This is a genomic window from Bradyrhizobium sp. McL0615, assembly GCF_049993905.1.
Classification (GTDB): Bacteria; Pseudomonadota; Alphaproteobacteria; order Rhizobiales; family Xanthobacteraceae; genus Bradyrhizobium.
In genome coordinates this window covers 4,054,242-4,078,537 of the sequence record NZ_CP188254.1, presented here as the reverse complement: position 1 = coordinate 4,078,537, position 24,296 = coordinate 4,054,242, and the positions used below count along the sequence as shown (strand labels likewise).

The 24,296-nt window shown below is 60.0% G+C and carries 13 protein-coding genes and 3 pseudogenes; 9 read left to right on the top strand and 7 right to left on the bottom strand.

Going from position 1 to position 24,296, the window contains the following annotated elements:
- The first annotated feature begins 189 nt into the window (after positions 1 to 189).
- From ACPPVP_RS19150 to ACPPVP_RS19135, 4 genes and pseudogenes are all read left to right on the top strand, one after another.
- Positions 190 to 1,086 (top strand): LysR family transcriptional regulator, encoded by an 897-nt coding sequence (locus tag ACPPVP_RS19150; protein WP_426537009.1) that lies wholly within the window; start codon positions 190 to 192, stop codon positions 1,084 to 1,086.
- Positions 1,087 to 1,417: 331 nt separating this feature from the next.
- Positions 1,418 to 2,570: pseudogene (locus tag ACPPVP_RS19145) on the top strand (IS30 family transposase).
- A 94-nt stretch (positions 2,571 to 2,664) separates the two neighbouring features.
- Positions 2,665 to 5,496 (top strand): ATP-binding protein, encoded by a 2,832-nt coding sequence (locus tag ACPPVP_RS19140; RefSeq protein ID WP_426537007.1) that lies wholly within the window; start codon positions 2,665 to 2,667, stop codon positions 5,494 to 5,496.
- 469 nt (positions 5,497 to 5,965) lie between these two features.
- Complete coding sequence (locus tag ACPPVP_RS19135; protein ID WP_426537005.1) at positions 5,966 to 6,667, top strand: alpha/beta fold hydrolase; 702 nt, start codon at positions 5,966 to 5,968, stop codon at positions 6,665 to 6,667.
- Between the two features lie 441 nt (positions 6,668 to 7,108).
- Here the strand turns inward: ACPPVP_RS19135 and ACPPVP_RS19130 are convergent, their stop codons facing one another.
- Complete coding sequence (locus tag ACPPVP_RS19130; protein WP_426537003.1) at positions 7,109 to 9,232, bottom strand: methyl-accepting chemotaxis protein; 2,124 nt, start codon at positions 9,230 to 9,232, stop codon at positions 7,109 to 7,111.
- 637 nt (positions 9,233 to 9,869) lie between these two features.
- Between ACPPVP_RS19130 and ACPPVP_RS19125 the strand changes: the two are divergent.
- From ACPPVP_RS19125 to ACPPVP_RS19115, 3 genes and pseudogenes are all read left to right on the top strand, one after another.
- Positions 9,870 to 10,494: pseudogene (locus ACPPVP_RS19125) on the top strand (tyrosine-type recombinase/integrase).
- A gap of 552 nt (positions 10,495 to 11,046) precedes the next feature.
- Positions 11,047 to 16,977: an AAA family ATPase gene (locus ACPPVP_RS19120; RefSeq protein ID WP_426537001.1), complete on the top strand. Its 5,931-nt coding sequence runs from the start codon at positions 11,047 to 11,049 to the stop codon at positions 16,975 to 16,977.
- A 405-nt stretch (positions 16,978 to 17,382) separates the two neighbouring features.
- Entirely contained in the window at positions 17,383 to 17,604 is a 222-nt protein-coding gene (locus ACPPVP_RS19115; protein WP_426536999.1) for a hypothetical protein, read from the top strand.
- 139 nt (positions 17,605 to 17,743) lie between these two features.
- Here ACPPVP_RS19115 and ACPPVP_RS19110 read toward each other — a convergent pair whose 3' ends face one another.
- Entirely contained in the window at positions 17,744 to 18,004 is a 261-nt protein-coding gene (locus ACPPVP_RS19110) for a hypothetical protein (RefSeq protein WP_426536997.1), read from the bottom strand.
- A gap of 635 nt (positions 18,005 to 18,639) precedes the next feature.
- On the opposite strand from ACPPVP_RS19110, the pseudogene ACPPVP_RS19105 reads away from it, so the two are divergent.
- Together ACPPVP_RS19105 and ACPPVP_RS19100 are read left to right on the top strand one after the other, a co-directional pair.
- Positions 18,640 to 19,095, top strand: a pseudogene (locus ACPPVP_RS19105) (transposase); the annotation flags it as partial.
- A gap of 252 nt (positions 19,096 to 19,347) precedes the next feature.
- On the top strand, positions 19,348 to 19,590 hold the full coding sequence (locus ACPPVP_RS19100; protein WP_426536995.1) for a pentapeptide MXKDX repeat protein: 243 nt from the start codon (positions 19,348 to 19,350) through the stop codon (positions 19,588 to 19,590).
- A gap of 83 nt (positions 19,591 to 19,673) precedes the next feature.
- On the opposite strand, the gene ACPPVP_RS19095 is transcribed toward ACPPVP_RS19100, so the two are convergent.
- From ACPPVP_RS19095 to dsbD, 5 genes are all read right to left on the bottom strand, one after another.
- Complete coding sequence (locus tag ACPPVP_RS19095; protein WP_426536993.1) at positions 19,674 to 20,309, bottom strand: NrsF family protein; 636 nt, start codon at positions 20,307 to 20,309, stop codon at positions 19,674 to 19,676.
- Positions 20,310 to 20,436: 127 nt separating this feature from the next.
- Positions 20,437 to 20,958 (bottom strand): DoxX family protein, encoded by a 522-nt coding sequence (locus ACPPVP_RS19090; protein WP_426536991.1) that lies wholly within the window; start codon positions 20,956 to 20,958, stop codon positions 20,437 to 20,439.
- A 64-nt stretch (positions 20,959 to 21,022) separates the two neighbouring features.
- Positions 21,023 to 21,697, bottom strand: a complete 675-nt coding sequence (locus ACPPVP_RS19085) for a L,D-transpeptidase (RefSeq protein ID WP_426536989.1) — start codon at positions 21,695 to 21,697, stop codon at positions 21,023 to 21,025.
- 32 nt (positions 21,698 to 21,729) lie between these two features.
- The gene (locus tag ACPPVP_RS19080; RefSeq protein ID WP_426536987.1) at positions 21,730 to 22,365 is read right to left on the bottom strand and encodes a DsbA family protein; all 636 of its coding nucleotides are present in this window, start codon (positions 22,363 to 22,365) and stop codon (positions 21,730 to 21,732) included.
- A 24-nt stretch (positions 22,366 to 22,389) separates the two neighbouring features.
- Positions 22,390 to 24,204, bottom strand: coding sequence for a protein-disulfide reductase DsbD (dsbD, locus tag ACPPVP_RS19075; protein ID WP_426536985.1), 1,815 nt, complete (start codon positions 24,202 to 24,204; stop codon positions 22,390 to 22,392).
- Between the last annotated feature and the right edge of the window lie 92 nt (positions 24,205 to 24,296).

The window sequence follows — 24,296 nt, the reverse complement described above, 5'->3', positions numbered from 1 at the left end:
GTGCGGAAAAGCGCACATTGGTGGTGCGAAAACGATCCGGGTCGACGATTGACGCCGGCCGCGATGATCGGTGGTTGCCGGTCGGAATTGGGCCGGGCTCGTCGCCGCAAGCTATTATTTCCGCCAATACCGCTATACGATCCGTTTACGGGCTTTTGGAAGGCGCACCGCATGGTGCTGGATTGCACCATGATCGACTGGGATGACATTCGCTACTTTCTTGCCGTCTCGCGCGGAGGCTCGGTGCGGGCTGCCGCCAAGAGCCTTGGTGTGAACCACGCGACCGTACTGCGACGCATCGCCCAGCTTGAGGAACGCCTCGGCGCGCTCATGTTCGAAAAGCTGCCTGCGGGCTACCGCCTGACGGCTGCGGGCGAGGAGGTCCTTGAACTCGCGAAGCAGATGGAAGCGTCGTCGCACAAGCTGGAGACGCGCGTCTTGGGTCGGGATCAGAGCGTGCGCGGGCTACTTCGGGTGACGCTGGCCCCACCCCTCGTGACACACCTGCTCATGCCGGACTTCGCCGATTTCGCGCACCTGCATCCGGAAATCGAGATGGAAATCCTATCGTTTGGCGAACTGGCAAATCTGACCAACCGAGAGGCCGACGTCGCGATCCGCGTCGTCTACGACCGCAAAACCCTGCCGCTCAATCTTCACGGCCTGAAAGGACCGGAGTTGTTCGGCGGCGTCTACATGTCTCGCGATCGACTGGCCGCATGGCGTGCTGGCGCGCCTGATCCCATCCGGTGGATCGTCATAAGCATTCATGGAATTCCGGATTGGGCCAGCGAGGGAGAGGTTCGCACCACGGGGGTTCCATTCAGGATCACGGACGCCGAGGCGCAGTTCGTTGCTGTACGGCAAGGGCTCGGGATCACGACACTGCCGTGCTTCATGGGAGATGCCGACCCCCTGCTAGTGAGGGTGCCGGGCACCGACCTGCACATGTACGGAACGCTCTGGCTTCTCACACAGGGGGAGACACGCAAGACCAAGCGCGTGCGGCTCTTCACGGAGTCCGTATCCCGCAGGCTCGCCGCGTACGCTCCGCTTCTCGCGGGGCAGACCACATCGCACGAATGACGCCCTACAGGTCGCCGGTGGTTAAATTCAAATTGCGGATACTGCTGCACGAACCGCGGTCTCCAGATCGGAGACTAAAAGCTTTCCTCAACAGGACGGCCGATGGTCCTACCGCTTTCTCGATGGCGGGGGTGTAGGGCTGATCAATGAGGACGGCGCGGACCGAAGATCGCCGAGATCCACTAGCCTCCTCCATCCTCAGTCTGCAGCATTCTTTCAAATGAGCTTCTGGACCTTTGCTGATCGCCAATGGTCCGAAGGTCCGCTTTGCGCGGCGGGCTCAATTGGTCGGCGCAACACTCTAATCTTCTAGCAAAGATGGAGTGTGGACATGAAACAGCGACGTCGCATTTATTACTCAGCCGCTCAGCGGTCCGAGATCTGGGATCGCTGGCAAGCCGACGAGCCAATGAGTTCGATCGGGCGCCGGTTTGACCGGGAGTCCTTTTCTGTCTTCTCTGTGATCTCGCCAACGGGTGGCATCCGCCCTCCGGATAGGTGCCGAGCCAAGCAGGCGCTCAGCCTTTCTGAACGAGAGGAGATCTCTCGATGGCTCAGCATGCGCTGCTCGTTGCGGTCGATCGCGCGCCACTTGGGACGATCTCCGTCCACCGTCAGCCGTGAGGTTCAGCGCAATGGCGGGGCGGATCGCTATCGCGCGGCCGGGTCCGATCAGGCCGCCTGGGATCGGGCGCGGCGTCCAAAGCTTTGCAAGCTGGCTTGCCGTCCCTTCCTGAGGCGGACAGTATCGACCTTGCTGCGGCGGCAGTGGTCACCGGAGCAGATTGCCGGCTGGCTAAAACGCACATATCCGGTGGAGCCTCAAAAGCAGGTGTCACACGAGACGATCTATCGCAGCCTGTTCATTCAGGCGCGCGGCGTGCTGAAAAAGGAGCTTCTTGAGCACCTGAGGGCGAGGCGCACGGTCCGTCGATCCCGGCACGCCAGCATGAAGCGGAACGGGCTCGGCCAGATCAAGAACGCCGTATCCATCAGTGAACGACCGCCGTCGATCGAAGATCGCGCGGTCCCCGGCCATTGGGAAGGCGATCTGATCGGTGGGTCGAGAAATGGCTATATTGCAACGCTTGTCGAACGCCATTCTCGCTACGTGATGCTGGTCAAGGTTGCTCACCGAAAGCGTCGTCTCGGCGTTGATCAAGCAATCGCAGCGATTGCCTGGCGAGCTTTATCGGTCGCTGACCTGGGACAGAGGCAAAGAGCTTGCCGACCATCAGCGCTTGACATTGGCCACCGAGGTCGAGATCTATTTTTGTGACCCTCGGTCTCCCTGGCAGCGCGGCTCAAACGAAAACACCAACAGATTACTGCGCCAGTATCTTCCGCGCGGCACCGATCTGTCTTTGCACAGCCAAGCCAAGCTCAGTGCCATCGCCAGGCAGCTCAACGAAAGGCCGAGAAAGACCTTGCTCTATCAGACGCCGGCTGAGAAGTTCGCAGAATGTGTTGCAGCGATCAGTTGAACCCGCCGCCATAAGCAGACACTTGGCATGTCACTAAAAACCCAGGTACCCTCTGGCCACTTAAAGGCGGTCATGCCGAGGAGCACGACGCGAGGTGACTTCATTTAGTTTTGGACCGTTCACGCTCGTCTCTGAAAAGCGGCTCCTTCTCGAAGGTGACGTACCAATTCGCATTGGCGACCGCGCTCTGGACATCTTGTTAGCTCTTGTTGAGCGACCGGGTGACATCGTGCGCAAAGAGGAGCTCTTCGCACGCGCATGGCCCAACATTCACGTTGAGAGCAGTAGTCTTAAGGTCAACGTAGCCGCTCTGCGCAAGGCGTTAAAGGAAACGACAGCCTCGCGTAAATACATCGCGGCGGTAGCCGGTCGCGGTTATACGTTCGTATCTCCTGTAAACATTTTCGGAGAGGCCGGATCCAGTAATCGTCACAGCAAGTCATCTTATCCTAGCGGCAATTTACCAAATTCATCGATGCCCATATTTGGGCGCGCTGCTTCTATTGAAGATCTGAAATGCTACTCCACGGACTTCAGACTCCTGACGATCGTTGGCGCTGGAGGGATCGGAAAGACTACTGTAGCACTTGCGGTCGCGCGATCAGTGGCTGAAAGCTACCAACATGGCGCGTGGTTCGTTGATTTTTCGCCTCTCAATCAGCCGGGGGTGATAGCCAGTACAGTCGCCGCGGCCCTTGGTCTCGCTATTCATTCTGAACAGCCCGAAATCACCTTGCGTGCCTTTCTTCGTAGCCAAAACCTACTCTTGGTTTTCGACAACTGTGAGCATTTGATCGATCCGATAACAGAGATGGTGCAACGGATCTTGTCCGATACCACAAGAGTACACATTATTGCTACAAGCCGTGAGCCTCTACGAACTCGGGGCGAGCGCGTCTACCGTTTGCCGCCGTTGGACTACCCGTCGTCGCCGCAAAGGATGAGCGCAGCTGAGGCCATGACGTTTCCCGCGATACAACTTTTTGTTGAGCGCGCGAAATCGAGCGGCGGAGATTTTTTGTTAGACGATAGCGATGCCTCTGTCATCGGCTCTATATGCAGCGAACTTGATGGCATCGCCCTTGCAATCGAATTGGCGGCTACCCGCGTACCCACGTTGGGTATCAGTGGAGTTTCTGCGCTTCTAACCGATCGGTTTCGCCTATTGAACAAGGGTAGCCGTGCGGCTCCAGAACGGCAACAGACGCTGAATGCTGCATTGGATTGGAGCTATCGTCTACTACCCTCGACCGAGCAAATCATTCTACAACGCTTATCGTTGTTCGCCGGGCCTTTTAGCCTCAGCGCTGCTAGTGCGGTCGCTGGATTTAACGCAAGCGACAATGAATACGTCGTTGAGACCGTTAGCGCCCTGGTTGAAAAATCCCTGATATCGGCCGATACAACGCTCCGTCAATATCGCCTGCTTGAAACGACTCGAGCATTTGCCCGCAAAAAGCTTGACGAAAATGGCGAACTCTCATCGTACTCGCTTAGACATGCTACGTATTTCTTGAACGTACTTCGGAGCGCAGAATTTGAGCTAGACTCGCTCCCCGCAACCGATTGGCTAATCGTAAACTCGCGCACAATTGACGATGTGCGGGCCGCTTTGCGGTGGATATTCAGCGCCCCCGATGCTCGGCTATTGGGAGTCGCGCTGGTCGTTGCGGCGGTGCCATTATGGGCACGTCTGTCCCTCATTGAGGAGTGTCGATCGTGGACTGAGCGCGTGCTTACCGAGCCGAAGAGCCGTCGGAGGCTGACCGATCAGCAGCGGATGAAGCTTTCCGTGACGTTGGCGCTGGTATTGCTTTACACGCAAGGGCCGGCTCCACAAGTCGACACCCTACTCTGTAAGGCACTACCACTAGCTAAGCGTCTTGGAGAAACAGAGTATGTACTCCGGTCGCTTTATGGACTCGCCTATTATCGTCTCTACGTCGGCCACCATAGATCGGCGATGAAGCATATCAGTAACCTTCGGCGGATCGCAAAGACTGTACAGAATAGCGCGTTTGAGATCGATGGCGATAGGTTGGAGGCGGCGACGGTCCATTATGTAGGGGAGCACACTCAGGCACGAAAACGCTTATCCCGGCTACTCGATGACAAGGTCGTGTTAGAGCAGGGACGTCGTCTCGCTAGATTCCACTTGGACAATCGCATTGCCGCTCGCTGCATCTTGGCGCCTGTCTTGTTGGTGCAAGGCTTTCTTGATAAGGCCCAGCATGTTGCTCGAATCGTCCTCGAGGATTCCGAGGCTCTGGGGCATGCAATTTCTATTGAAAACTCTCTTGTGCTGGCGGCTGTTCCGGTCGCCTACTATCGAGGCGAATTCGATGAAGCAAGGCAGATGTTGGCTTTGCTAACGGATCGTATCCCCCAGCACAGATATGTTATTTGCCTCACAGCTTGTTTCAGAAGTGCTGTGCTGGTTGCGAGGGGAGAACAAGACGAAGTTGGTCAACTCCGAAAGGCTGTTGAGGAAATGAAGAGGGCTGGATTTGGCGTGCGTCATGTAAGTTTTGTGGGCATGCTCGCACAAGCTCTCGGAAATATTGGGCAGATGTCTGAAGCCCGCAGACAGATCGAACAAGCAATAAAGTGGTCACGGAAGTATGAGGAAGTCTGGTGCCTTCCCGAGTTGCTCCGAATCAAGGCTGAGCTTCTGAGCCTTGACCGACGAATATCAGCTCAGCGCGCGGCGCAGAATCAACTCTATGAGGCGATCAAAGTGGCCCGGCGCCAGCGCGCCTTGACTTGGGAGCTGCGAGCTACCATCGACCTCGCTCGGATGTTGCGTGAGAACGGCAAGAACGCGCAAGCGCGAAATGTCCTTTCATTGGTCTACAATCGGTTCAGCGAGGGGTTTGAAACATCGGATCTCCAAAAGGCCGCGAGACTGCTGAGAGAGCTTGCTTGAAGTTTGCTGCACCTTCTCTTAGGCGGTAGCCGACAGCCGTAAGTTGGCTTGCGTCAGACGGCCCCGGACCTGACAGACGTTCTCCATAATCAAGACAATAAGCCACGACGCGTCGACCTACCCATCCCGCTGCCGGCATTGTCGCCCTGATGTGATGAGCGTTGGCTACCTGGGCTTCGTTCGCGCCCATGAGGCGACATCTTTCACCGTTTTTCACCACTAGGGTTCTTCTTTTTTGATAGCTCTAGTAACGCGCGACAATGGTCCTTCGAAGCAGCGACGTGCCGATGCTTTCTCAACCGAGGGCCGTGGCGGACTTTATAGCGAACGCTGGGGCGTCGTTCAGCGACTGACGGCGGCGCGGACAATCCCCGCGCCCCCCAAGACAACAACGCAAACGTCACCCGCTGGGGTGCCGCTCCGGCGAGCGATAAAGCTCAATCTGAGGCTCAACCCAAAGGAGGTTAATGTGTCGACCAAAACCAAACCTACCATCGTTTTCTGCCATGGAATCTGGGCCGATGGCTCGTGCTTCAGCAAGGTGATCCCTGCGTTGCAGGCCGACGGGCACGAAGTCATCGCGGTTCAATATGGCCTCGACTCCTACGAAGAGGATGTGGCGACGGTGAAGCGCACGCTCAACCGCGTCGGCAGCTCCGTTCTTCTCGTTGGTCATTCCTATGGCGGCGCCACCATCACCGCCGCGGGCGTCGATAAGCGCGTGGCTGGCCTGGTCTACATTGCCGCAGTCGCCCCGGATGCCGGCGAGACCGTGCAGGACCAGCTCAACAAATATCCGTCGGATATCTTCTCCCGCGTCGAGGTCGCGGATGGGCGTGCCTGGATGCTTCCGAACGGCACCGAGTTCTTCGCTGGCGACCTGTCCGAACAGGAGCAGAAGCTCGTGTGGGCCACCCATTATGCACCCGTCGCCGATCTGTTCCTGCAACAGAAGCTCAGCGCCGACAACATCGCGTGGAGGTCCAAGCCGAGCTGGTACGTTCTGGCGACACAAGACCACACTGTGCATCCCGACCTGCAACGCTGGGTCTCGAAGCGCATGGGAGCAACCGTCACTGAAGTGACTAGCAGCCACGTGCCGATGCTATCGCAGCCCGACGTCGTGATCGGCGTGATCCGCAAGGCTGCAGCCGCTGTTCAAAACGGATGAGCTGCTACCAATAGCCCAGTGGACGAGGGGAGACCGTCGCGAGGCGGTCTCCCGTGCTTTGAACGTCATCGCCCTAAGGCTTATTTTATGATCTCCGTCAAACAGCCATGTCTGCCACGGGTCAAAACAGACATGAGCCGACGCATGGGTGATGTCAGCCCTGCTCCAGGAACGGGCATTCCTGCGGACGGCCGCTTTGCGCCATAAGCGGACCATGGATATATCCATCGTCTTTACAAAGCGGGATTATTGATCACCCGCTTATTGCCTATCTGAACAGACTCGCAAGAGAAATCCTGCAGCTGGTGCTACCAATATCGTCTGCGTTGTCCAGGTAGAAGCCATGAGATTCGACCTGCCGCGGCTTGTTACCCTGTCCCTCCTAGCGCGGCGGCCGGCGGAGCGTGGCCCGCTGCTAACATTATCGTTGTTGGGTTCGCGTCAGGCAGCGCGCACCGAGTCGAGGAATTTGGCTACCTCGACCTTAAGGCGGTTGCTGTCGCCGGACAGCATTTGCGCTGCCGATAGCACCTGCGAGGAGGCCGAACCAGTCTCACCGGCGCCGCGCTGGACGTCGCTGATATTGGCGGAGACCTCCTGGGTGCCCTGCGCGGCCTGCTGCACGTTGCGGGAGATTTCCTGCGTTGCCGCGCCCTGCTCTTCCACGGCAGCCGCGATGGTCGAGGAAATCTCCGACAGGCGCTCGATGGTCCCGCTGATCTCCCTGATTGCGCTCACCGACTCTTGCGTCGCGGCCTGGATGCCCGAAATCTGCTGGCTGATCTCGCCGGTGGCCTTGGCGGTCTGCTCAGCCAACGCCTTCACTTCAGAAGCCACCACGGCAAAGCCGCGGCCAGCCTCGCCCGCGCGCGCCGCCTCGATGGTAGCGTTGAGCGCGAGCAGGTTGGTCTGGCCGGCGATGGTGTTGATCAGTTCGACCACGTCGCCAATGCGGCCCGCCGCCTTCGACAATTCACCAACGCGTTCGTTGGTAGTGCGGGCCTGATCAACAGCCTCGTTGGCCATCCGCGCGGATTCCTGCACCTGGCGGCTGATCTCGGTGACCGACGAGGTCAGTTCCTCCGTCGCCGACGCCACCGACTGCACGTTGGTCGAGGCTTCCCCGGACGCGGCCGCCACCGTCGTAGCCAATTGCTGCGATCGATCTGCGGTGGAGGTCAGTGTTTTGGCGGAGGCTTCCAGTTCGGTCGACGCCGAGGAAACCGTCTCAACGATCTCGCCGATCTTGGCCTCAAAATCATCGGCAAGCCGGTTCATGGCGGCCACCTTCTCGGCCTGCGCGGCTTTTTCCAGCGCCGCCCGCTCCGCCTGCATGGCCTGTACCTTTTCCGCATTTCCCTTGAACACCAGCAACGCGCGCGCCATTGCTCCCATTTCGTCGCGGCGTTCGACACAGGGCACAGCAATCGACGTATTGCCCTCGGCGATTTCGCCCATCGCGTCCGTCATCTGATTGACGGATCGAACGATCCGGTTGAACACGATCCATAGCGCACCGGCGGCAAGCAGTATCGAGAACGCCATCAGGACGCCATTGACCAGCAACGTTAGCAGACTGCTTCGCTGCGAAGTTTCGGCGAGTTTCACCGCTTCCTGACTTGCCAGCGCGCTGAGCGCAATGACGTCGTCAATCGCCTTGGTCGACTGACTGAACCATTCAGCGGAATTGACGGGATAAGCGCCCCCGCCAAGTCCGGCGGCATAGACGCCCTTGCGGGTCTCTTCGAACCGGCGGAATACATTCTCGCGCACGCGTTCAGTGCCGCCCACCACACTCTGCGGCCCCGACGATTTTGCGGCATAGGCTTGCACGTAGTCCCAGGCAGCTTCTAGTCGACCGCGGAATGTCGCGAGGGTGCTGATCTCCTGCGAGCTCATCGGCTTGCCGGAAGCCACCAGCGCTGCTACTGCTGCCCTCTCGCGCCCGAGATACTCGCTCATGACCCAGACGAAGTGCTTCAGGTTCTGCAGGCTCGACAGGCGGGACTGGACGTCATCTTCCTCCATCGCCGCGGCGACGCGGAGGGCCTGGCTGGCGGTGATCAGCCCGGTGATGGTCGGAGCCCACTGCGAAACGATGGCTTTGTCACGCGCGCCTGCTGGTTTGGTGATCTCGGCATCCGCGCGCGCACGAAGCGCCGCAACCTGCTCATGCGCGCGCTTGGCGCCGGCGATCATCTGGTCCTTGTTGGCGAAATGCCTTGCGGCCATGCGAGCCAGCGCCTGCTCGAACGGCTGGTCGCCGAGTTTGCGGAAATTCGCGATCGCAGACTTCTGGGCGTCGGCCGCGGGGTCGGCGGCGTTGAGCGCCAGATTGGTCGCGCCGCGCTCGCGGGCCCATTGGCCTGCGCTTTCCAGCAACATATCCGCGGTCTCGTTGACCGAGGCCGCATCGGCCGCCGTTGCCCGCTCCAGGCTGGCATTGCGCAAGACGTGTCCGGAGATGCCGATACCGAAGAGGGCCAGCAGCGCGACCGCCGTGACAAGGAGATTGCGAATACTCCATACCGTTCCGCCTCGCGCGGACGCATTGGTGGTGGCCATTTCCTGCACCCCCTAGGCGGTTCGGGAGCTGCCCAGTTGATGCTGAGGCAGACCGCTCCGACGTTTCCAAAGAACCTCACCGACTTCATTGTCGACAGCAGTCGGGCACAAGCATCGCGCAAGAAAATGCGCGCGATGGGACTCACGCGGCCTCGTTGGACCGCGCGCCATAAGGCGGCGCTTTGGCAAAATGGTATGCTGCATCTTCCACGTTAAACTTAACGCCGGCTGCGTATAACTACGGGAAAAGAGCGGGAAATGCCTGAAATTAAACACCTTTTGCGTGTCGCTAAACTAGCGTGCACGCGGAGGTGAAGAACTATCTATTTAGGATTGTCGAAGCACGCCGTGTTCGTGCCGATTCATGATGGCAGACCGGCCGCTGCTGGCCCGCTTCTTGGTGATGCATCCTAAGACCTGTGCACGATGTCCGCTTCGGGTTCAAACTCAGAGGTCGAGGCGGATGATCGGGAGGTTGGCTTTCCCCCCATAAGCGGAAATGCCTAGGAACGGCGGCTTTGCGCCAAGACCGGTCCATCAAGAATGGTCATTAGATTGAGATCAGAATGTATTTTATCGCTATCTTATTACGCTCGACATAGAGCGACGCGGCGGGCGGGTTGGCGGAGGATCCGCCATGCTCGTTCGTTTTGTCGGCCGCGGCCATCCACGGCCTTGGAATAAGGGATTGCTCGTCGGCCAGAAAAAGCCCCTCCAACCCTCACGTTTGGACCATTCGCGTTCGGCTCGAGATCGCACGCATGTGGCGCGATCTTGCACTCTTCAATTTGGCGATAGATAGCAAGCTTCGCGCCTGTGATTTGGTGAAACTTCGTATCGAGGAAGTATGCTCAGGTCCAATGATCCGGGACCGAGCGACAGTCGTCCAAAAGAAGACGGGCCGACCAGTGCAGTTCGAGATTACGGAGCAGACGAGAGCCTCCCTCGAAGTCTGGTTACAAATTCTCCGCACGACTGGTTCTCGATATCTCTTCTCGAGCCGACTTCATGCACGCCCCCACCTATCCACCCGACAATATTCCCGGCTGGTGCACCGCTGGGTTGACAGCATCGGTTTGAAACCGATCTTCTATGGTACCCATTCGATGCGGCGGACGAAGGTTAGTCAAATCTATCGCAAGACTGGCAACCTTCGTGCTGTCCAGCTTCTACTCGGTCATACAAAGCTAGAGAGCACCGTCCGTTTTCTCGGGATTGAGGTAGACGATGCTCGACACATCGCCGAGCAAATCGAGCTCTAATCATCGAATCCCAACTTATCCCCGGCGGCCGCTTGTTGCGCCAGAAGCGGCCCCTCGCTAGATGCGGGAAGGTCATTCTGGACTGGTTTTATCGCCATGGCTTCCCGGCATCGAGCGCAGCCAAGCCGGACCGGAGTTCGCCCGTTGCCGGAGATCTTCAAGAACACCAGAGCGGCGCGAATCTCGCGGACGCATTGGAAAAGGCCGCAGCCGGCAAGCCTCACAAGCTCGCCCTCGTCGCCTGTCGGCAACCGTCGCTAATAGTTGGTCGCAATGGGTGCCCTCTCATCGCGCAGACGTTGCATGGCGATGGCAACGCCATTTGTTGGGTAACTCAGGCCGGCGCAAGACATGAGGATGCGTCGCGGGTTCCGCCCCAGCCGCGGCCATGTCCTGCAGCGAGCTGTGCCAGAAAGATATGCCACATCGCGCTGGCTGTGGCAGAATTGCCGTTAAAGCTCGCCCTGGCCTGCTCAGCGGACGATCGGTGAGAGCCAAGGCCGGCGCAGTGAATCCCGATAGCGACCACCGGAGTAATGGCGGAGAGCGGCCGTGGAGAAATCTTATCGGTTCGGCCCTGATGCGCAATGCAGCCTCCAGGTCTTGTGGGAGGACGGGGAGCGTTCATTTGCCCGGGGATGGTGTCTGGACGCCGATGGCCAGCGGAAGCCGGTGCTGGCCGTATCGCCAACCGCAGAGCATCCAACGCCCTCAAACCTTGAGCGCCTTGCTCACGAATTTGGGTTGAAGGACGAACTGGACGGTGCCTGGGCAGTACGGCCGCTAGAGCTGTTGCGGAACAGCCAAGGGACCATGCTCCTGCTCGAGGATCCCGGCGGCGAGCCCCTCGCCCGACGGCTCGGCACTCCCATGGAGGTGGGACAGTTCTTGCGCTTGGCGATCGGCATCGTCAGAGCGCTGGGCAAGACGCATCAGCATGGCCTCGTGCACAAGGATCTCAAGCCAACCAATATCCTGGTCACGGGCGTGGATGCCGAGGTGCGGCTCACTGGCTTCGGTCTCGCCTCGCGCCTACGGCGCGAGCGGTTGTTACCCGAGCCGCCGGAAGAGCTCATTGGAACTCTTGCCTACATGTCCCCCGAACAGACCGGCCGCACGAACCGGTCGATCGACTTTCGAAGCGACCTCTACGCACTCGGCGTCACCTTGTACCAGACGCTGACCGGCGTGCTGCCGTTTACGGCGGCCGATCCGATGGGATGGGTGCATTGCCACGTCGCACGGCAACCGATCTTGCCGGCCGAGCGTGTGAAGGAAGTCCCGACGATTGTCTCGGCCATCATCATGAAGTTGCTGGCCAAGACAGCCGAAGAGCGCTACCAGACCGCACGCGGCCTCGAATGTGATTTGCGACGCTGCCTGGCTGAATGGGAAGCTCGCGAACGCATCGACGCGTTTCAGCTCGGCGTCCACGACTCTTCGGATCGGCTCCTTATTCCCGAAAGGCTGTACGGACGAGCGCGCGAGGTCGAGCATTTACTCGCTGTTTTCGATCGCGTCGTCACGACCGGAGCGCCGGAGCTGGCGCTGCTTTCCGGATACTCTGGGATCGGGAAATCGTCAGTGGTCAATGAGCTGCATAAGGTGCTCGTTGCGCCACGCGGGCTCTTCGCGTCCGCCAAGTTCGATCAGCACAAGCATGAAACGCCATATGAGACCCTCGCTCAAGCCGTTAAGAGTCTTATTCGGCCATTGCTGGGAAAGAGTGAAGCTCGATTGGCGCCGTGGCGCGACTCGCTCCGTGAAGCGCTGGGCCCGAACGGCCAGCTCATAGTCGATCTCGTTCCGGAATTGAAGCTCATCATCGGAGATCAGCAGCCGGTTCGTGAGTTACCACCCCAAGACGCGCAACAGCGTTTCCAACTGGTGGTACGGCGGCTGATAGGCGTCTTTGCTAGGCCGGAGCATCCACTGGCACTGTTCCTCGATGATTTGCAGTGGCTCGACGCGGTGACGCTTGATCTTCTGGAGTATCTGTTGACCCGTTCGGATCTGCAACACCTCATGCTGATCGGCGCCTACCGCGACAACGAAGTCACTGCCGCCAATCCGCTGCTGCGCAAGCTCGAAGCTATCAAGACGGCTGGCGGGAAAGTGGCGGAAATCAGGCTCGCGCCGCTCGAACGAGAACATCTCGCAGAACTGATTGCAGACACGCTTCGCTGCGACCACGAGCGCGCCGCACCGCTCGCTCAATTGGTGCACGAGAAGACAGGCGGCAATCCCTTCTTCGCCAATCAGTTCATGTCCTCGCTCGCCGAAGAGGGAATGCTCATCTTCGATCATGATGCTGCGCGTTGGTCCTGGGATCTCGACCGTATTCACGCGAAGGGATACACCGAAAACGTGGTGGAGTTGATGGTCGGGAAGCTCACCCGCCTGCCGGCAAGCACACGGGCTGCGTTGCAGCAGCTCGCCAGTCTTGGAAACAGCGCCGACCTTACGACACTCTCGATCGTGCTCGGGACTTCCAGGCAGCAGGTCCACGCAGCGCTGTGGCCAGCCGTGCATCAGGAATTGATCGAACACTTAAGGGGCACGTACCGGTTCGTCCACGATCGCATTCAGGAGGCTGCTTATTCGATGGTCCCCGACGAGTTGCGTGGCGAAACGCACCTTCGAATGGGCAGATTGCTCGCGGCGCGCACACCCCCCGAGAAGCGGGAGGAGATGATATTCGACATCGTTAATCAGCTCAACCGCGGGGCGGCTTTGATTACCTCACGCGAGGAGCGCGAGTGGTTAGCCGAACTCAATCTGCTCGCGGGCAGGCGCGCCAGGCAATCGGCAGCCTACAGCTCGGCGCTCACCTACCTTGCTGCCGGTCGCGCGCTGCTGCCAGACGGTTGCCTGGAGCGGTGTGGGGCACTTGCGTTCGAACTCGAATTCCGCCGTGCAGAGTGCGAGTTTGTTACCGGCGCATTGGCCGCAGCCGATGAACGGCTCAGGATTCTTTGGGAACGAGCCACCAACATCGTTGACTGCGCCGCCATCACCTGCTTGCGAATGGATGTCTACACGACTCTCGGTCAAGGTAGCCGCGCCGTCGAGGTCGGTCTCGACTACCTCCGGCGTGTGGGCATTGACTGGTCGCCCCATCCCACCGAAGACGATGCTCGACGCGACTACGAACAGGTCTTGTACGTGCTCGGCAGCCGCACGATCGATGAACTTATCGAGTTGCCGCTAATGAGCGATCCGGCTTCGCTGGCGACCATGGACGTCTTGAACAAGATGGAAACGCCGGGCGCGCGTGTTGATAAGAATCGCGAAATACTCGTGGTCTCCTGCGCGGTCAAGCTGACCCTCGAGCGCGGCAACTGCGATGGATCAAGCCTGGCCTACCAGCGGCTGGCGATCGTTGCCGGCGCACGCTTCGGCGAGTATCCGACCGCGCTCAAACTCGGTCGCGTGGGATACGAGCTGGTCGAACGGTGCGGACTGAAGCGCTTCCAGGCCGGCGTCTATATCGTGTTCGGGAACCTGGTCATGCCATGGACTCAGCACGTGAAGTCGGGACGCGAGTTGGTGCGCCGAGGTGTCGATGTGGCTACCCGGAACGGAGACGTCATTTACGCCGCCTACGGCTACGCGAACCTGATCAGGAACATGCTGGCGGCAGGCGACGCGCTCGCCGAGACGCAACGAGAGGCCGACCTTGGCCTCGAATTCGCACGGAAAGTCCATTTCACATTCTTCTTCGATCTCATCACCGCGCAGCTCCGGCTCATTCGGACTCTCCGCGGCCTGACACCGATCTTCGGTCGATTCGACGATAAAGAGTTCGACGAGCGGCAGTTTGAGCACCAGCTCTCCGCTGGCGCTGCCCTGGCGCGGCCCACGGCCTATTATTGGATCCGGAAGTTGCAGGCGCGTTTCATGTCTGGCGACATCGAGATGGCGCTCGATGCCTCCCGGAGCGCGCACGACCTCCTGTGGACGCTCTCGCACTCAGAGACGGTTGAATATCGCTTCTGCTCTGCGCTCTGCCACGCGACAGTCTGCAGGTCCGCTACTCCCGATGACCGGCGGCAGCACCTGGAGGCGATGACGGCACATCAAGAGCAGCTCAAGGTTTGGGCGAACAATTGTCCCGAGAACTTCGAGGATCGCGTCGCACTGGTCGACGCGGAGATTGCAGGCCTGGAAGGCCGGGAACTTGACGCTGAGCGTCTTTACGAGCAGGCAATCCGCGCTGCGCGCGACAATGCCTTCGTTCAGAATGAGGCGCTCGCCTATGAACTCGCCGCGCGTTTCTACGCGGCGCGTGGCTTTGAGCAGATCGCGCATCTCTATCTGCGCGATGCCCGCCACGCGTACCTTCGTTGGGGAGCCGACGGTAAGGTGCGGCAACTCGAGCAGCTTCATCCGCACCTGCGGGAGAACGAGCGAGTTCCCGGCCCGACGACCACGATCGGCGCGCCGATTCAGCATCTGGACCTCGCGACGATTATCAAGGTGTCGCAAGCCGTGTCAGGCGAAATCGTTCTGGAAAAACTGATCGGGACGCTGGTGCGCACCGCGATCGAGCAGGCCGGTGCCCAGCGCGGTCTGTTGCTCCTGCTGCAAGGGGAAGCGCTGCGGATCACAGCGGAAGCCACGACCGATGGCGATAGGGTGATCGTGAATCCGCGTGACGATGTCGTAACCGAGGATCTGCTGCCAGAATCGGTTCTCCACTATGTCCTGCGCATGCAGGAGACCGTCATTCTCGACGATGCCGCGGCCCAGTCCTCATTTGCTGCGGATCCATACATTCGTCAGCACGTGGCCCGTTCCATTCTCTGCCTTCCACTGATCAATCAGGCGAAACTCGTCGGTGTGCTCTATCTGGAGAACAACCTGGCCGCTCGTGTCTTCGCACCGGCCCGCATCGCGGCGCTGACGCTGCTCGCCTCTCAGGCCGCGATCTCGCTCGAGAATACCCGCTTGTACCGCGATCTTGCAGAGCGCGAAGCGAAGATTCAGCGCCTGGTCGACGCCAACATCATCGGGATCATCATCTCGGACCTCGAAGGTCGGATTCTCGAAGCCAATGACGCGTTTCTGCGTATGCTGGGATACGACCAAGAGGACCTTGCCTTAGGTGGCCTGAACCGGACAAAGCTGACGCCGGCGGAATGGCGTGACCGCGACGCACGGACCGTTGCAGAGCTGAAGACGATTGGAATAGTCCAACCATTTGAGAAAGAGTACTTCCGAAAGGACGGCAGCCGCGTGCCCGTGCTGATGGGCGGGACGCTGTTCGATGAAAAGGCGAACCAAGGAGTCTCGTTTGTACTTGATTTGACCGAGCGCAAGCGGGCCGAGCAGGAGCTGCGCGCAAGCGAGGAGCGCTTTCGCACGCTCGTGCAATTCTCGTTCGACGTGTACTGGGAAAGCGATGCGCAGCATCGCTTCATTCGTCAGGAGTTCTCCGAAAGCGTTGTCGATGCACCGGCGCGGGGCTCCGAGCTCGGCAAGACGCGGTGGGAAGTGCCCTATTTGGAGCCCGATGCAGAGGCTTGGCGCAAGCATCGGGAGACACTTGATGCCCATCTGCCGTTCCGCGACTTCGAGCTCGCGCGACCTATGCCCAACGGCGGCAAGCGTTACGTATCCGTCTCGGGGCTGCCGGTCTTCGACGAAAATGGGCGCTTCACCGGCTACCGCGGCGTCGGGCGGCACATTACAGAGCGCAAGCAAGCAGAGCAGGCCTTGCGCGAGGCGCAGACGGAGCTGGCGCATGTCAATCGCGTAACGACCATGGGCCAGCTGACGGCCTCGATCGCACACGAGGTCAACCAACCCATCGCAGCTGCGGTCACCAACGCTTACGCCGCCTTGCGCTGGCTGCGCGCCAGCCCGCCTGATCTCGAGGAAGTCCGGCAATCGCTCGGCCAGGTCATCGAGAACGGCAGAAGGGCCGGCGACGTCATTGACGGAATCCGGGCCCTCGTCAAGAAGGCACCGCCCCGCAGCAGCCGATTCGACTTGAACGAAGCCATCCTCGACGTCATCGCCCTGACCCGGAGCGAAGTGCTGAAGCATGGTGTCGCGCTGCAGACCGAGCTCGCTACCGGTTTGCCGTCCGTGGACGGCGATCGCGTACAGCTGCAGCAGGTGATCCTCAATCTGATCATGAATGCAGCCGAGGCGATGGGCGATCTCGGTGAAGAGAGGCGCGAACTGCTGATCAGTACGCGGACGGATGCCGCGGGCGGCGTGCTCGTTGCCGTTTGGGACTCGGGCCCGGGCCTCGACCCCACAAGTGCGCACTGCGTTTTCGAGGCCTTCTATACCACCAAGTCCGCCGGTTTGGGCATGGGTCTGGCGATTTGCCGGTCGATCATCGAGGCGCACGGCGGCCGGCTGTGGGCCAGTGCAAATGAGCCGCGGGGGGCCGTATTTCAATTTACATTGCCGCCGAAGCATGCCGAGGTCATTCCGGCGGAGCAGGTTGACGAAACGCCGCACCGTTGACACTCGCGGCCAGCCGCAACCAAAGCAGGCCAACGTTCGAGCGTCAACGGCTGCTTCGCGCCAAAAGCGGCCGCTCCGGGCTGCTACGGCGCGCCGGAACGTAAGCTCCGCGACAACTATTTTCTTCTGGCTCAATGACACCTCGCGGGCTCAGCAAATGGTCCGGCCTGATGCCGGTTCTGGAGCACGTGAGCTTTTCAACCACAGACAAGGGCGACGAATGTTCGAAACGGCCCGCCTGGCTTGTCTGCGTGGCGGAAGCGGTGACGACCGCTTTCTTCTCAGCGCCAAGGCATAGCTCCGCGGCAGGATGCGGGATGCCGCATTTTTGAACATGCGTCGTGTCGTATTTCGATTACAGTTACTCCGGGCTGGAAGAGAAACCCAAACAGTGGAGATTCTTCTATGGCTACGCAGATCGTCATGGATCACACAGGCGATACCCGTCATCATTTTGACGCGAAAGATTTGAAAGCGCTGGCTGAGGCCGAACGCCGCTTCAAGGCGCTGACGGGCAACGGCTTCACAGCGGCCACGCGGCAAGAGAGTGGTGACGTTTCCCTCGCGCGATCGTTTGATCCAAATGCGGAAGAGACGGTGTTTTACCCTCGGTTGGTTGGCGGCTGACACAGCAATGGTTGTTTGGCTGACGGTCCCGGCGAGCTGGATTGGCCGTGCGGCGCTGCATCTCATCCACGCGGTGCAAGCCGCGCAAAGCCGGCGCCGCGCGCGGTTCGAAAGCCGGGCAGTCCGCGGCATTACTCTTCTAGGCGAATGGCTGTCGCCGCAGCAGCGGCAGCAGCTTGAGTGCTTCAATCACTTCGAGGTCATTGGGTGCGATAGTGGAAAGTCTTATCGTATCCAGCACGGTGTTTGCCAAAACGTCCTTGAGCTCGATGGCGATGGCCGTCCACGAATGGGATGGTGCTTTATACCGGAGGGCAACCTCGTACCCGGCGATGTGATGCTCGCGCAGAAGATAGCGTTGGAAACGAATGAGCGGGGTGCCTTGGCTGTTGCCAAGCAATTTCTTGTGCCCCCGCTACTGCCTCACGTCATAGCGACCACATGAACTAACGTATCGTTCGAAAGGCTAACCCTTAAGACGCTGGGAATCTTGCAAGCGTACATTCTGATCCATGGCAACGACGCCTGACTATTACATTGTGACCATCGATACGGGAATCCGTCCTTACCCCTGGAGCTGGGAACTGCGCAGACGAAGCAAACCGATGGGCGTTCGGGTTGGCGCAACCGGCTACCAGTCGCAAGCCGCGGCCGAGTATGCCGGGAACGCTGCTCTCGATCGCTTCCTAGATGACCTTTCCAAAGGGGAAGCACGCCGTCACTAGCAGGCATAGCTTGCACAAATTTCGGAAGCCGCTGGATATTTTTTGAGCGCCGGAAGAGCGACTCTTCGCGCTACACTTCAACGCTCGGGCCACCTGCGATGGAGCATGCGATGGCGATCGGTCTCACAAGCTTGGCCGTACTAAGTCGTCCGTGAACAACGGCTAAGCGGCTGATCTGGAATCATGATCTGGTTTGAAGGTTGTTTTGAGATTGCAAGGTTTTGGTGCTTTGGGCACCGGAACCTTGCAAATTCGATTTTGGATTCCCTCGAAGAGCGAAGCATGATTCCCTGTCGTATCGGAGGGACCGATGCGGCCGAAGAAGCACAAGTCGACGGGATCCAACGATCTGTTCCGGGCGCGGTTGGACCAGATCATTAATCTGAAGCACGAGCTGGTTCTGCTTGCCGGCAACATCGATTGGGACTGGATCGACGGCGAGATCGCGCCGCTCTACAGCGAGAACGGCCGGCCGGGGATTGAGACCCGCTTCATGATCGGGCTGTTGTTGCTCAAGCACATCTACGGGCTGTCCGATGAGGGGGTGTGTGAGCGCTGGGTCCACGACCCGTATTTCCAGTTCTTCACCGGCGAAGAGTTCTTCCAGCACGCATTCCCGCACGAGCGCTCGGACCTGAGCCATTGGCGCAAGCGGCTTGGCGACAGACTGGAGCTGTTGTTGGCCGAGAGCCTTCGGGTGGCGCACGAGACCGGCGCGTTACGCGGCAAAGACCTCAAGCGGGTCACGGTCGATACCACGGTGCAGAAAGGCAAGGCCGCGGCGCCTTACGAGTTCGGAGTGAAGGCCTCCATCGTCACCAACAACCGCCGGGCTCACGCGACGGCTCACACTTACATCAAACACAGGAGAGGTGCCCATGACGCCGGCAAAGACGACTGGCTAATCACGACGATGTGTACACGACCGCCAGGTCGCAATGGGTAACGAACGTCGAATGGTCGACGTAATCGAAATGGTGGCCTAGCCGCTGACAAAGCCAAACAAAGGGTACTCAACATGACGAAGAATTTGCGCGCCTTGCTCTCGATTTCAGCTCTCGCCCTCGCAGTGGGCCTCACCTCTCCCGCAGCCTTCGCGCAGGACAAGATGGGCAAGGATGGGATGACCAAGGACAGCATGTCGAAGGACGCGATGTCCAAGGACGGCATGAAAAAGGACGATGCGATGGCCAAGGACGGAATGAAGAAGCACGACTCCATGTCGAAAGACAGCATGTCGAAGGACGGCATGAAGAAGTAACAGACGCCGCATCTCTACGCCGGCAGCGGGCCCGACACCGTGTTCGGGCCTGCTGCCGGGGCGGACTAGGCCGTGACCTGACGTCACCATCGCAGGGAGCAAAGTCCTGCAAAATAGCCAACAGATACGACCGCGAGGAGGGCCAGCGGATACCAAGTGATGACGAACAGCGGGCTGTCGTCAAAGCAGTTCATAGCGTAGAACACGGCAGCAAGGCTGCCCGCACCAAGCCCCGCCATTGCGCCACTCAATCCCGGATGCGCCGGTGCGCCCCTCCTCAGCGCGGCGATGAAGATCACCAGCGGACCACTGGCGAGCAGCGGAATGAGCGTCATGCAGTTCACGGCGTTAGAGCCTATCAGCCGGACCATCCAATCCGATCGCGGGATTGACAGCAATTCTGCGGCAACGCCCGCGGACAGCAGAAGCAGCGGAAGCGGCAATAATCTCGCCCACGGGTCCAGCGCGAAGACCGGTCCCGCGCTGCGGAACAGTGCGCCCAGGGCCACGAGCGCGAGCGGCACGATCACGGCGAACTTGAACTGAAATCGCACCGTGCGTAGCGCGGCATCGATATCCTCGCGAAATCCAATTCGCGTGAAGAAAAGAATTGCAACGAAGGCCGTCGCGGACAGCAATGCAATCAAGAGAACCGCCCGGGGCTTTCGCCCGACATATCCGTCGGCAACCATAGCCCGAATGAGATCGTCCGTCGTCATCGCCGATATACCACAGAACAGGCACGCTATCGCGCCGCTAACGAAACTAACCCATGACATCCCCATATATTACTTCGTCGCAGTCGTCGCCGATGTTACGCGGGCCCGAAGGATCGCCTCACGTTGATTAAGGCTTGCGGGCGAGTGATTGCAGCGTCTGCTGCTCCTGCTCGCGATCCCGGCGTCGTTCGAGCCAGCGCTCCAGCGACACCTCGCCGGGCCCGCCAAGCACCAACGCGACCAGACCCGCGAGATAAAGCAGCAGGATTTCATAGCCTACCGACCCGAATTTGATTCCGGTTTCGGTGACTTCCGCGATCTTGACCGAAAAGAACCCGTAAGGAAGGTGCACGGTGATCAGCGCGGTGAGGAGAACGACCACCATCGGGATGCTGACCCAGGGAATCAGCACGCCCGCCATGACCGCCGCACCGCCGATGAGCTCGGTCAAGGTTGCCGCCCACGCGGCAAACAGCGGATCGGGGACCCCGAGCGTGTGCAGCACCACTGCGAAAGTCTCAGGTCCGCGCGACAGCTTGGCATAGCCGTGCGCCACGAAGCCGTAGCCGACAGCAAGCCGGATCGGCAATGGCGCCCAACTGGCGAACGCGTCGGCGGCCCTGCGGGAAAACGGTGTTGTCGTAGGCATAAGCTGTCTTCCAATCCAGTGTTGAATGATATCGAGCACAAAGACGTGCCAGCTTAAGCCAAGCTTAAATGCGCCAGAGTACGACGACTTTGGCGCCCAGCGGCACCCGGCCATACAGATCGATGACGTCCTGGTTCATCATGCGGATGCAGCCGGAGGAGACCGCTTTGCCGATGCTGTCGGGCTCGGTGGTGCCGTGGATGCGGTAGCGGGTGTCCTTGCCGTCCTTGAACAGATAGAGCGCCCGCGCGCCGAGCGGATTGCCGACGCCCCCGTCCATGCCCCTTGCCCACTTCGCGTATCGCTTCGGCTCGCGGGCGATCATGGCCGGCGTCGGTGTCCAGTGCGGCCACTCCCGCTTTTCCTGCACCGTGCCCGTACCCGCAAATGCAAGGCCTTCGCGGCCGACCCCGACGCCGTAACGGATGGCCTTACTTCCCTTCTGAACCAGGTAGAGAAAGCGTCGGTGCGGATCGACCACGACCGTTCCCGGCGGATACGGCGCGCGATAGTCGACCATCTGCTTGAGGAATTGCGTATCGATATGGGAGGTATCGACGGCGTCGACAGGAAATCTTTCGGAGGCGCGCGCGGCATAATGCATCATGGCCGGAGATTGCGGGCCTGAGAATTCGACGGTGCGGAGCCCCTCGTCCGTCACCGAACAACCGGCAAGGCCGAGCAAGAGTGTCGACACGGCGAACAGACGCCGCGCCCCTTGAGAAGGCGAACTGATCATGATTACTGTTTTCCGGGAATTGACGCTGTCGTCTATTTGGCTTTTTTGGCCCGCGCGCGAGCATCGGCCACGACCCGCACGAACCCTTCATAGCTCAGCGCCTGGTTCACCTTGTAGGCGCCGACCAGAAATCCGGGCGTGCCCTGCAGGCCGATCGCTTCGGCAATGTTCAGATTGCGCTTGATCAGACGCAGGATGTCGTCGGCATGCGCCGCAATATCGGCATCCAGCCGGGTATGATCGACGCCGGTCTTTCGCACGGCATCGAGCATCTGTTCCTGCGAGATGCCGTAGCCCGGAATGTCCATCAACGCGTGGTGGACCGGCAAATACTGGTCCTGGTATTTGGCCGCCAGCGCCAGCCGGGCGCCAACGATCGAGGTCTCGTGCAGAATCGGCCAGTCCTTGTAGACAAGGCGGATATTGCCGTCAGCCTTGACCAGCTTTTCCAGACTCGTGGCGGCCTTCTTGCAGTAGGGACAGTTGTAGTCGAAGAAATCCACGATGGTGAGATCGCCATTGGGGTTTCCGGCCGTCGGCGCATCGGGATCGTTCAGGATCATGTCACGCGTGATTTCGTTATCGTCGGCGCGCGTCTGCGCCGGGACCACAAACAGCGACAGGGCCGCCAGCCGCAAAAAGCCGGCCCGGGATATCGAAGAGGTCATCTGTCATCTCTCCATGAAGTGGATTTAGGCGCGCCAGGCCTTGGCGACCTTGTTGAGGAAATTTTCAACGCCGACGTCGCCGACGACGCGGGCATCCTTGATTTCGCTGCCGTCGGGATTGAGGAACACCACCGTCGGCGGCCCGACCACCGCGAAACGTTGCATCAGGTTTTTGCTCGATAGGTCGTAATGGGTGAGGTCGGCACGAATCAGGAGCATGCCGCGAAGCTGCTGCCGCACCACATCCTTGGCGAAGATGTTCCGCTCCATCAGCCGGCACTCGGTGCACCAGTCGGCAGAGAAGTCGACCATGATGCCGCGGCCCTGCCGGCGACCGAGGTCAATCGCCTTGTCGAGGTCGGCCTCGTTGGAAACCACCTGGAAACCTTCGGTGCTGCCGGCATCCGCTGAAGAGGCGACCACGCCGATAGAGATCAGTGGCTGCAAGGGTCCGTATTCGGAGAGCGCCGCACCGATGAGCAGGACGCATCCATAAAACAGCGCCAGCACGCCGGCACCTGCCCTGGCGAGACTGGCTGATCGCCACCGCGGCTCCTCGAACAGCGCGAGGACGTCGAAGTAAAGCCCGATTGCGATGAACAGAGCGCCCCATGCGGTGGCCGTGAGCGCGACGGGCAGGACCCGCGAAGCCATCCAGATCGCGAGCCCGACAAAAACGAAACCGAAAATATGCTTTACGCGCGCGAGCCACGCGCCGGAACGCGGCAGCACCCGGACGCCGAGCACGCCGAAGGCGATCAACGGCAGCCCCATGCCGAGGCCAAGCGCGAACAACGCCAGCGAGCCCCGAGCGACCGCCCCGGTCTGTGCAACAAACACCAGCGCTGCCGCCAGCGGTGGCGTTACACAAGGACCGACGATCAGAGCCGAGCCAAAACCGAGCAACGCGGCGCCGCCGATCGAACCTCTATTACCCGCACTGGTCGCGAGCCTCGCGGTCCAGGATTGCGGCAACCGCAATTCATAGAGCCCAAACATCGACAGCGCGAGCGCCAAGAACAGCGCACTCATGCCAAGGACGGCGAGTGGTGTCTGCAATACGGTCTGCAGGTTTTCTCCCGACCAGGCCACGAAGATCCCGAGCGTGCCGTAGGCCGCGGCCATCGCCACCACGTAGGACGCAGACAGAACGAAGCTGCGCGTCAAGGAAAGGCGGCTGCCCGACCGCGCCAGCATGCCCGAAAGAATCGGGATCATCGGAAATACGCAAGGTGTGAACGACAACAGCAGGCCGAAACCCAGAAAGGCCAGAACTATAGTCAACAGGCTGCCCCCGAGCATGCCCGACTCTGCGCCTGCTCCATCGGCCGGGGACGGACTCCATGTCGAAATGTCCGCTGCGCTGCTGCCGTTTCCGGGCCGGTTCACGGCTTCGTTATCTTCGGGCGCCTCTGCGATCAGCAATGTCGCCAGATCAACCGTCTTTGCGATCGGCGGATAACAGATCGTGTTCTCGCCGCAGCCCTGATAGGTGACGATGATGCGTCCTTTCTCCGGCAACAGTTCCGCCGGAACAGTCGCCGTGGTACCCGCGTGATAGACCTCGGTCATGCCGAAATTCGGATCATCCTTGGGCTGGCCTTTCACCGTCGCGATCCTGACTCGCTGACCGTCAAGCGTGACCACGATCTTGTCGCGGTAGAGGTAATAGCCCGGGGCGATCGTCCAGCTCAGCTCGATCCCCTCCTCCTCGTCGAGCTGGGCGCGGAGCTGGAAGGCCTGATCGGCCGGTATCGGCGTCGCGGCAAAAACTGGACCGGCAGCCGCCATAAGCCTCAGCAACAAAGTAACAAAACCGAGAATGCGAACGTAGGGCATGGGGTACCTTCTGTGAGCGATCCGGCGGCCCATGTGACCGCGCGACCTTAAGCCAGCCTTAAGGCTAGAGGCCGACGCGGAAGTCACAACGA